The organism is Nonomuraea sp. NPDC049784 (assembly GCF_040659615.1).
Taxonomy (GTDB): domain Bacteria; phylum Actinomycetota; class Actinomycetes; order Streptosporangiales; family Streptosporangiaceae; genus Nonomuraea.
The window spans coordinates 18,849-27,054 of record NZ_JBFAMX010000097.1; the positions used below are offsets into that span (position 1 = coordinate 18,849).

Genomic DNA, 8,206 nt, shown 5'->3' on the forward strand with positions numbered 1-8,206 from the left:
TAGCGTACACCGCAAACCCGGCTCGATCATGCTTTTCCTGGTCGTTGCCACTTCCGGCCGAGGGCCATTAGCATCTGTTTGTCCGACGTGCTGGGTGGTGCGGTGCGAGGCGGTTCACGACGAATGGTGGATCTTCCCTCCTCGACAGATCATCGCGACACGAATCCTTATGAAATGAAATGCCGAGAACGGAATTGAGTCACGTAGGTCTCGACGAATTGCGCTGGTTTCTCGTGGTCGCGGAAATGCAGAACGTCTCGCGTGCCGCGGCGACGCTCAACCTCTCGCAACCGGCGCTGTCGCGGACCATCAGACGACTCGAACAGGCCTACGGCGTGGAGCTCTTCGACCGGCCCAACCGCCGTCTTCGGCTCAATCGGTACGGCCAGGCGCTGAAGGCCCGCGTCGAGGCCGCGCTGCGTGAGCTGGCTCAGGCCGAGGACGACATCGCCACCATGCTTGGACCGCGCACCGGCACCGTGACGCTTGCGTTCCTTCACTCGTTCGGCACCTGGCTCGTGCCGGATCTCCTGAGTGAGTACGCCGGCATCGACACCCGGACGAAATTCCTGCTCTACCAGGACTCGGCGGACGAAGTAGCCGCTCGTCTCGCCGACGGGAGAGCAGATCTCATCCTGACGAGTCCAAGGCCTCGCGACCCGCTCCTGAGTTGGGTCCGGCTTCGCGATGAGCCGCTGGCCCTCGCGACATGGTCAGGTCATCCGCTCGCCGATCGGCCCCATGTCGAGATAGTGGAAGTCCTCCACGAACGTTTTATCGCCATGCCGGAAGAGTTCGGGCTTCGACAGACCACCGACGCCCTCTTCGCGGCTCGAGGGGTTCATATGGACGTCGTCCTCGAGAGCGCGGAGATCGCGACCATCAGGGCCCTCGTGCGGTCCAAACTCGGCGTCGCCATCGTTCCAGGTGGACCCACAGCACCGGTGGTCGAAGGTGTCACGCTCGTCCCGTTGAGGGACGAGGACGCCTACCGGACCATTGGTGTGTCGTGGCATCTCGACCGGCCCCTGTCAGCCGCCGCCCGCCGCTTTCGCGGATGGACGTTGACGCACTCCCAGATCGACGCCCCGCCAGCGGACGGCTGGCCCCTGTCTGCCTCGACGGACGGCGACGGCGGGCACCTCGGCCACGATGCTGCCTCCGGCTGACGGTGCGACAGTGGCGGTTCCAGGATCACTCGGCGTCGCCGGCATCGATCGTGACGATCGCCTTGCCCTTGCACAGGACGGTGGTGATCTCTGAGGCCGCCGCTGGTGCCCGTCGGGCTATGCGTTTACCGGTCGTCGTGGTGATGATGAATCTGCGGAGGGTGCCGACCGAGTTCGGAGCGGTCGGCACCCGATCAGCAGCGTCGTTGCGTCTGCGGGAGTGAAACGCGTGGCGTCGGCCGGTGTCCATGAGGACGCCACTTTCAGTTGATCACGGGAGGTGCGCCATCGGCTGCGTGGTCACAGGGAGGCGAGGACCCTAGCCCTGACGACGAACGCGCCGCTCCTATCGGCGTTCACGTTGGAGCTCGTGACCGCGGTAGGCGAACCAGGGCATGAAGAACTGGGCGGTCGGGCCGACCATGAGCGCGTACAGCACAGTGCCGACGCCCACACTTCCCCCCAGCAGCCAGCCTGCGGCGAGCACAGTGATCTCGATCAAAGTGCGAACGAGCCGGATGGAGCGCCCGGTCGTGGCGGCCGCCCCGGTCATCAGCCCGTCCCGAGGGCCGGGTCCCAAACGCGCGCCGACGTAGACGGCGACGGAAAACCCATTGAGCAGGACACCGCCGACCAGCATGCCGACCCGGGCCGGCAGGCCAAGGTGCTCGGGGATGAGTGAGAGGCCGAGATCCGATGAATACGCCAGGACGACGATGTTGGCGACGGTGCCGAACGTTGGCCTCTGCTTCAGGGGAATCCACAGCAACAGCACGAGAACCCCCAGGACGGCGCTGATCGTGCCGAAACTCAGAGGTGTGCGCTGGGCCAGCCCTTCGTACAGGACGCTCCAGGGGTTGACGCCCAGTGAGGCCCGGACCATCGCGGAGAGGCTGAATCCGTACAGGGCGAGGCCGATGAACAACTGGGGAAGGCGTCTCAGCGGATGCCTGCCGAGGGGGACGTAGGTGAGGGGTGGTCGTGTGGATTCGGCGGGTTCGTCATGGTCGTGCCGCGGTTCGCCGCAATCCGGCTTCTGTTCCATACCAATTCCTTCAGGGGTGCTCGTGACTCAATGCCGCTTGGGGCGATTTTGTACAGTGATTGGTTGCAGCAACATGTCCAATCTCCGGAGAGTGGTATGGCGAGTTCGACTCCGTTTCGGCCAATGGACAGGATCGACCGTCCCGGACGGACGCTGGGAAGCCGGCAGCTCGCCGCGATGCTGCCCGACTCGGCGGGAGCCAGACCCGCCTACCGCCACCTGGCCCAGGCGATCAGCACGTTGATCCTCGACGGACGGATCGCCCTGCACACCAGGCTCCCCGCCGAGAGGGAACTGGCCGCCGCCCTGAACACCAGCAGGCCCACCATCACCGCCACCTACGATGTGCTGCGCCAGAGCGGTTACGCCCGCAGCCGCCAGGGCTCAGGCACCTGGACGGCGCTGCCTGAGGGCTCTGTCCCCACCGGCGTCGCACGGGTGCTGGAGTCCCGCGACACCGCCATCGACCTGGCCAGGGCCGCCCCCGGACTGCCGGGCCAGATTCTTGTCGAGGCTCTGCACAAAGCGGCCCCTCGGCTGGCCGAGCACACGTACACTCCCGGCTACTACCCCTTCGGCCTGCCGGAACTGCGAGCCGCCATCGCCGAGCGCTTCACCCGGCGGGGACTGGCCACCCTGCCTGAGCAGATCCTGGTGACCTCCGGCGCTCAGCACGCGCTCACGCTGGTCATCGGGCTTCTGTCCACGCCCGGTGACCGCGTCATGGTCGAGAACCCGTCCTATCCGAACGCTCTGGAAGCCATGCGCCGAGCCCGGCTTCGCACCGTGTCAGTCCCGGTGACCCACACCGGCTGGGAGATCGAGATCATCGAATCCACCCTGCGCGAAGTGGTGCCCCAACTGGCCTACCTGATCCCTGACTTCCACAATCCGACCGGTCTGCTAATGCCTGACCAGGAACGTGTCCGCATCCTGCGCGCCGCTCAGCGCGCCGGTAGCTGGCTGGTCATCGACGAGACCCTGGCCGACCTCGCCCTCGACGTTCCCGCCCCGCCACCCTTCGCCTCCCACGCCGTGCCCGGCGGGTCCGGACAGATCATCACCATCGGCTCAATGAGCAAGACCTACTGGGGCGGCCTGCGGATCGGCTGGCTGCGCGCCCCTTCGCGTCTGGTGAACGAACTCGCCAACCAGCGGATCGCCACTGACCTGGGCGGCTCGGTCCTGGACCAACTCCTGGCTCTCGACCTGCTGGTCAGGGAGGCGGAACTGGTGCCGCTCCGCCTGGAGCACATGCGTGAACAGCGTACGGCCCTGACCGCCGCCCTGGCCGAGCACATCCCGCAGTGGACCTGGGAGCTGCCGCCCGGCGGCCTGTCGCTGTGGGTCGACCTGGGCGAGCCCATCGCCTCGGCGCTGGCCGAGCGCGCACTGCACTACGGCGTACGGATCGAGGGCGGCGCCTATTTCGCCACCGACCCGGGCCTCTTCGAACAGCGTCTCCGCCTCCCCTACACAGCGCCCCCCGACACGCTGCGCGAGGCTGTGCACCGCATGGCCACCGCGCTCGCCGACGGCCTCCCGCTGCCATTCGCCAACCAGCACCAGCAGCCACACTGGGTTGCCTGAGAACACTGGTCCGCTCTGGTCGGTGCGTGACATGGGCCCCGTGGAGATGTCCTGGGAGCGGCTGTGGTCGTCGGCACGGCGCGGCTCATCGCATGCGCGGCGATGACTGTCGGGACACCCGCCGGTATGTATGGACAGGGTTGGCGACATCGACCAGCGAGGACTTCAGGGTGCAGATCGATCCGTTCCGGGGGAGCTGCTGGCGCACTGCTACCGGATGCACGACGCCGAGGACCTGCTGCAGGAGACCTTGCTGCGCGCCGGGCGGGCGTGCGACCGGTACGACCCGAGCCGCGCGGCTCCAGCCGATCCCCGACGCGATGCTCGGACCCGGCGGGCGTCCTGCTCTCGCGGGGTTCGTTGCGGCCGGCCTTCGTCGCCGCCGCGGGTGAACAGTGCCCTGCAACGGGCCAGGGCCTGCCTCGGCGAGGCCCTGGCTGGACGAGGACCAGATCGACGAGCCCGCCGACCCAGGCCACCGCGCCCAGGTCGAACGCTATGTCGTCGCCTTCCAGAACGCCGACCTGGCGGGTACGTCGGCCGCGAGCCGTACATCCGGTTCACGGCACGCAGCTTCACGCTCCGGGGCACGGACTGGCGCATGGTGCCGGTGCACGCGAACGGACAACCCGCACTGGCCGCCTACTTCGGCCTGTCCGAGAGGATCACCGGTGCCGAGCACTGACCTCCCGAGGTGGTGGTCCTAGTCGACGATGGCTCCGCCGGTGAGGTTGACGACGGTCCCCGTCATCGCGGCCGCCTGGTCGGAGGCCACGAAAGCGGCGACATCGGCGAACTGCGCCAGCGTGGTCAGGCCCTTCTTGTGGGTCATGCCGGCCATGAAGGCCCTGAACTGCTCCTGCGTGGTGCCATGCGCCTCGGCGTGCAGGCCGAAGACGACCTCGATCGTCTCCGTCTCCGGCATGCCCGTCGTACGCAGGCAGACGGTGCGGACGCCGTGCTGCGCCCACTCCGCCGAGAACGCGCGGTTGAGCCCCTCGAGCGCCGCCCAGGCCGGAGTCATGCCGCCGAGCAGCGGGATGCCCAGGCGGGCCGGATCCGGCGTGTGCATGAGGATCACCCCGGACCGCTGCTCGATCATGCGGCGCGCGGCCGCTCTGGCGGTCAGGAAATGCGCCTGCGGATAGGTGCTGATCGGCCGGGTGAAGCTCTCCAGCGGGAGTTCGGTGAGCGGGATGCCCTGCATGCCCTGCTGCGGAATCCCGATGGCGTTGAACGAGACGTCGATCGTGCCCGCCTTCTGCACGACGGAATCGAGGTGGCGCTCCACGGCCTCCTCGTCGAGCGCGTCCACCCGGGCCGTCTCGGGCGTTCCGCCCGCGGCCGAGATGTCCTTGGCGAGCGCGTCGAGGGCGCCGAGGTCTCGTCCGGTCAGGAAGAGGCGTGCGCCGTCGCGGGCGAACGCGCGCGCCACCGCACTGCCGGCGGCGCCGGCCGCGCCGTAGATGACCGCGTTCTTGTTCTCAAGTGACATGTTCATGCTTCCTGATGTGTCGTGAATCGCTGCTCACGGCCTGGCCTGCTGGACCTGTGCGGCGACGGCCGCGTACTGGCGTTCGAGCGCCTTGGCCGCGCCGTTGTGCCAGCTGTCGGCCATGCCCTCCGCCATGGCGTCGGGGAAGATCTCGTCCTCGTCCTTCTCCAGCCCGTCGAAGATGGCGCGCGCGACGGACTCCGGCGCGGCCTTCGGGATGTCCAGGCCTTCGGTCATGTCGGTGTCCACGGGGCCGGTCATGACGGCGTGCACCCGCACGCCTCGTGAAGCCAGGAGGGCGCGCAGGGACTGGGTCAGCGAGAACGCGGCCGCCTTGGAGATCGAGTAGGCCGGGATGAGCGGCAGGGGAGCGAAGGCGTTGATCGACAGGTTGTTGACGACCGCACCCCCGGAACGCGTCAGCAACGGCAGGAATGCCTGGATCATCCGGTAGGGGCCGAAGAGGTTGACGGCGAGGTGCCGTTCGACCACGGCAGGGTCGCTCAGGTCGTCGTAGAGCGCCAGCCCGGCGTTGTTGACGAGCACGTCCAGGGATCCGACGTCGTGGACGGCCTGCTGGATCTGGGCCGCGTCGGTCACCTCCAGCGTCAGCGGGGTGACGCGCTTGTCGGGGTGGGTCAGGGGCCGGCGCGTGCCGGCGTAGACCCGCTTGGCGCCCCGGTTCAGGGCCTCCTCCACCAGGGCCCGCCCGATGCCGCGGTTGCCGCCGGTGACCAGAACTGTCTTGTCAGTGACTATCGTCATGATGAGTGATCTCTCGTTCCTCGTGTGTGTTCGGTGCGCGCGGGCCTGCGTCAGGCCTCCGCGCCGTTCAGATGGCGAGCGCGGGGGTGAGCCTCGAACGTCGCCACCAGGCTCAGTCGATCGGGCGCAGCCCGGCGCCGGTGATCACGTACTCGGGAGCGCCGGCGGGGTCATGGGCGACGTCCACGACCGCCTTGGCGACCTGGTCGGGGGTGAGGATCGGCTGCAGCCCCTCGACGAAGGCGTCCCGGTCGAGGCCCTGACGCGCGGCGTACTCGGCGACCGCGGCCGAGCCGAGACCGGTGGCCGGGGTCAGCTGCGGGAACAGCGTGACCAGCCGGATGCCCAGCGCGGTGCGCTTCGACTCCTCGGCCGCGTACCGGCTGATGTAGCGGATGGCGGCCTTGGCGCCGGCGTATCCGCCGCTGAGCGGGGACCCGGCCAGGACGGCGCCGCTGGACATCGCGACGATCACGCTGCCGGGCGCCAGCGGTTCGCGCAGCCCCGCCCGTACCCAGGCGAAGACGTGCCGGGTGTCGGCGTGCCAGGTGCGGCTGAAGGTCTCCCACGTCTGCTCGTGCAGGGGCGCCAGGTGCGGCGCGACCCCGGCGTTGAGGACGAGCAGGCTGGGACGGTGCTCGCGGATCACGTCCTGCGCGAGCGTCTCGTCGGTGGCGTCGGCGGCGAGGGGCGTGAAGGCGGCGCCGAGGTCGTCACGTACGGCACGCAGCTCTTCCTCGTCGCGCGCGATGCCGACGACGCCGGTGCCGGCGGCGACGAGCGCGGCGGCGATCGCGCGCCCGAAGCCCCGGCCGGCACCGGTGACGACGGCGGTCTGGAAGGGATTCGACATCGGACCCTCCGTAGGGTGGTCGGTTCGGTCGGTATCAAGACCGGCCGCCGCCGGAAAATCCGTCGCCGTCGTCGAAAGACAGATGAGTGATGTGAGTCACATGCCACGGCGTTCCGTCGTGAGTGCGGCATCTCGCCCGACCGGATGCGGGTACTGGCGGAAAGCCCGGCGGTAGTCGCGGGGCGCGACGCCGCGGCGCAGGATGAACTGCTCGCGGAAGACGGTCGCGGTGCCGTAGCCGACGCGGTGCGCGATCTCCTCGATCGGCAGGTCGGTCGTCTCGAGGAGCTGCTCGGCGCGGTCGAGGCGCTGGGCCAGCAGCCAGGCGTGCGGGCTGGCGCCGGTGGCGGCCTTGAAGGCGCGGGCGAAGGTGCGGCGGCTCATCAGCGCCCGCGTGGCCAGTTCGGCGACGGGGATGCGGCGGTGCAGGTTGTCGCGGGCCCAGGTGATGACCTCGGCGAGCCGTCGGTCGTCGCCGTCACCGGGCACCGGCGCGCTGATGTACTGGGCCTGGCCGCCGTCCCGGTGTGGTGGGGTGACCAGGCCGCGGGCGATCCGGTTGGCGAGCGCGGCGCCGTACTCGCGCCGGAGCAGGTGCAGGCACAGGTCGAGCCCGGCGGCGGCGCCCGCTCCGGTGGCCACGCCCCCGTGGTCGATGTAGAGGGCGTCCGGCCTGACCCGTACCGCCGGATAGCGGGCGGCGAGCTCGTCGGCGAACTGCCAGTGCGTCGTCGCTTCCAGGCCGTCCAGCAGCCCGGCGGCGGCGAGCAGGAACACACCGGTGCAGTGCGCGGCGACGACGACGCCCGCCGCGCGGGCGTCGCGCAGCGCGTCCAGGACCGCCGCGCCGGGTTCGGCGCGAAACCCGTCGCCGGGCAGCACCAGGACCAGGTCGGCGCCGGCCAGCGCTTCCACGCCGTGATCGACCCGCAGGCTGAGACCGAGATCGGTACGCAGGTCGCCGGGCTGTTCGGCGCAGACGACCGTCTCGAAGGCGGGGCGATCCGGCCCGCCCCCGAACACCCCGTTCACGATGCCCAGCGCCAGGGCGGTGACCCCGCTCGGCGCGTAGGCGACGACCCGCTGGAACCCCACGGCTCGCCATCATGGCACGAAACCCGCGATCATGGGCAATACGGCCACTGTTGGCAAGGCCCGCCGCCCCGCCAGGCTGGCACCGAACCCAATCACGAGGAAAGGCGAGGTGTCATGGCGGAACGTAACCGGAACAAGGTCATCCTGGTCACCGGGGCGACGGGCCGGCAGGGGGGAGCGGTGGCGGCCCGGCT

10 protein-coding genes are annotated in these 8,206 nt (G+C 69.4%); 3 read left to right on the forward strand and 7 right to left on the reverse strand.

Going from position 1 to position 8,206, the window contains the following annotated elements; translation table 11 throughout:
- The first annotated feature begins 179 nt into the window (after positions 1–179).
- On the forward strand, positions 180–1,169 hold the full coding sequence (locus AB0J09_RS21485) for a LysR family transcriptional regulator (protein ID WP_360693608.1): 990 nt from the start codon (positions 180–182) through the stop codon (positions 1,167–1,169).
- Between the two features lie 25 nt (positions 1,170–1,194).
- Here AB0J09_RS21485 and AB0J09_RS21490 read toward each other — a convergent pair whose 3' ends face one another.
- Together AB0J09_RS21490 and AB0J09_RS21495 are read right to left on the reverse strand one after the other, a co-directional pair.
- Positions 1,195–1,419, reverse strand: coding sequence for a hypothetical protein (locus AB0J09_RS21490; RefSeq protein WP_360693611.1), 225 nt, complete (start codon positions 1,417–1,419; stop codon positions 1,195–1,197).
- A gap of 96 nt (positions 1,420–1,515) precedes the next feature.
- A complete protein-coding gene (locus AB0J09_RS21495) occupies positions 1,516–2,214 on the reverse strand; it encodes a hypothetical protein (protein WP_360693613.1) in 699 nt (232 codons plus the stop codon).
- Between the two features lie 123 nt (positions 2,215–2,337).
- Here AB0J09_RS21495 and AB0J09_RS21500 point away from each other — a divergent pair, with 123 nt between their 5' ends.
- Together AB0J09_RS21500 and AB0J09_RS21505 are read left to right on the forward strand one after the other, a co-directional pair.
- Positions 2,338–3,804, forward strand: coding sequence for a PLP-dependent aminotransferase family protein (locus AB0J09_RS21500; RefSeq protein ID WP_360693616.1), 1,467 nt, complete (start codon positions 2,338–2,340; stop codon positions 3,802–3,804).
- Between the two features lie 217 nt (positions 3,805–4,021).
- The gene (locus AB0J09_RS21505) at positions 4,022–4,489 is read left to right on the forward strand and encodes a sigma factor (RefSeq protein WP_360693634.1); all 468 of its coding nucleotides are present in this window, start codon (positions 4,022–4,024) and stop codon (positions 4,487–4,489) included.
- Positions 4,490–4,507: 18 nt separating this feature from the next.
- Here AB0J09_RS21505 and AB0J09_RS21510 read toward each other — a convergent pair whose 3' ends face one another.
- The 5 genes from AB0J09_RS21510 to AB0J09_RS21530 all read right to left on the reverse strand — a co-directional run.
- Positions 4,508–5,305 (reverse strand): SDR family oxidoreductase, encoded by a 798-nt coding sequence (locus AB0J09_RS21510; RefSeq protein ID WP_360693619.1) that lies wholly within the window; start codon positions 5,303–5,305, stop codon positions 4,508–4,510.
- Between the two features lie 27 nt (positions 5,306–5,332).
- On the reverse strand, positions 5,333–6,064 hold the full coding sequence (locus AB0J09_RS21515; RefSeq protein WP_360693622.1) for an SDR family NAD(P)-dependent oxidoreductase: 732 nt from the start codon (positions 6,062–6,064) through the stop codon (positions 5,333–5,335).
- A gap of 112 nt (positions 6,065–6,176) precedes the next feature.
- The gene (locus AB0J09_RS21520) at positions 6,177–6,917 is read right to left on the reverse strand and encodes an SDR family oxidoreductase (protein WP_360693625.1); all 741 of its coding nucleotides are present in this window, start codon (positions 6,915–6,917) and stop codon (positions 6,177–6,179) included.
- A 96-nt stretch (positions 6,918–7,013) separates the two neighbouring features.
- Positions 7,014–8,012 carry a helix-turn-helix domain-containing protein gene (locus AB0J09_RS21525; RefSeq protein WP_360693628.1) on the reverse strand — a complete coding sequence of 333 codons (999 nt, stop codon included), beginning with the start codon at positions 8,010–8,012 and terminating at the stop codon, positions 7,014–7,016.
- A 9-nt stretch (positions 8,013–8,021) separates the two neighbouring features.
- Positions 8,022–8,206: hypothetical protein (locus tag AB0J09_RS21530; protein ID WP_360693631.1), on the reverse strand; the 185-nt coding region annotated here is incomplete at its 5' end.

What these genes read in the sequence shown, in the direction of transcription:
- AB0J09_RS21485 (WP_360693608.1), top strand. Translation starts at nt 180, where the DNA reads ATGCCGAGAACGGAATTGAGTCACGTAGGTCTCGACGAATTGCGCTGG.
- AB0J09_RS21490 (WP_360693611.1), bottom strand. Translation starts at nt 1,419, where the DNA reads ATGGACACCGGCCGACGCCACGCGTTTCACTCCCGCAGACGCAACGAC.
- AB0J09_RS21495 (WP_360693613.1), bottom strand. Translation starts at nt 2,214, where the DNA reads ATGGAACAGAAGCCGGATTGCGGCGAACCGCGGCACGACCATGACGAA.
- AB0J09_RS21500 (WP_360693616.1), top strand. Translation starts at nt 2,338, where the DNA reads ATGGACAGGATCGACCGTCCCGGACGGACGCTGGGAAGCCGGCAGCTC.
- AB0J09_RS21505 (WP_360693634.1), top strand. Translation starts at nt 4,022, where the DNA reads ATGCACGACGCCGAGGACCTGCTGCAGGAGACCTTGCTGCGCGCCGGG.
- AB0J09_RS21510 (WP_360693619.1), bottom strand. Translation starts at nt 5,305, where the DNA reads ATGAACATGTCACTTGAGAACAAGAACGCGGTCATCTACGGCGCGGCC.
- AB0J09_RS21515 (WP_360693622.1), bottom strand. Translation starts at nt 6,064, where the DNA reads ATGACGATAGTCACTGACAAGACAGTTCTGGTCACCGGCGGCAACCGC.
- AB0J09_RS21520 (WP_360693625.1), bottom strand. Translation starts at nt 6,917, where the DNA reads ATGTCGAATCCCTTCCAGACCGCCGTCGTCACCGGTGCCGGCCGGGGC.